Raw genomic sequence first — 529 nt, 5'->3', positions numbered from 1 at the left:
TTGCGTTCGGCGACGAGGTCGTCGTTGAGTTTGCGTTCGGCTTCGATGCGGCGGGCCCGGTCTTGGGCGCGGGTGCGGCGGCGTTTGGGCATCTTGAGGCCGCGGTCGCTCGCGGTGGCTTCGGATTTCGCGGGTTGAAGCGGTGCCTCGGCGGTGGGCGCGCAAAGCGTCGGGAACAGCAGCGCGCTGCCGGGCTGGGTGGTGTAGGTCTGCCCACTCGGTGAGGTCCACACGACGGTGCCGTCGGCGAATTGCATGTCATGCCAGCCGTTTTCGCCGACCCAGAACGTCTTGAGCAGGTGATGTTTTCGGCACATGCATTTGGTGTTCGACGCGCACGTGGGTCCGGCGGGCCAGGGCACGGTGTGGTCGATGTCGCAGCGGTTGGCCGGTACGTCGCAGCCGGGGAAGCGGCACGTCAGGTCGCGGCAGCGGACGAAGAGCTGCAGGGCTGTCGACGGCCGGTAGCGGGGTTCGGGTGGGGCGTCGCCGGGGTGGATGATGGGGCGGATAGTAGCGCGTCGAGGAA

At 68.1% G+C, this 529-nt stretch carries 1 protein-coding gene; it reads right to left on the bottom strand.

Annotated features, from left to right (window positions below):
• Positions 1 to 529: HNH endonuclease signature motif containing protein (locus AU195_RS25460; protein WP_172800697.1), on the bottom strand; the 529-nt coding region annotated here is incomplete at both ends.

Origin of the sequence: Mycobacterium sp. IS-1496 (assembly GCF_001499995.1) — a bacterium.
Classification (GTDB): domain Bacteria; phylum Actinomycetota; class Actinomycetes; order Mycobacteriales; family Mycobacteriaceae; genus Mycobacterium.
This window is presented reverse-complemented; position numbering and strand designations above follow the sequence as displayed.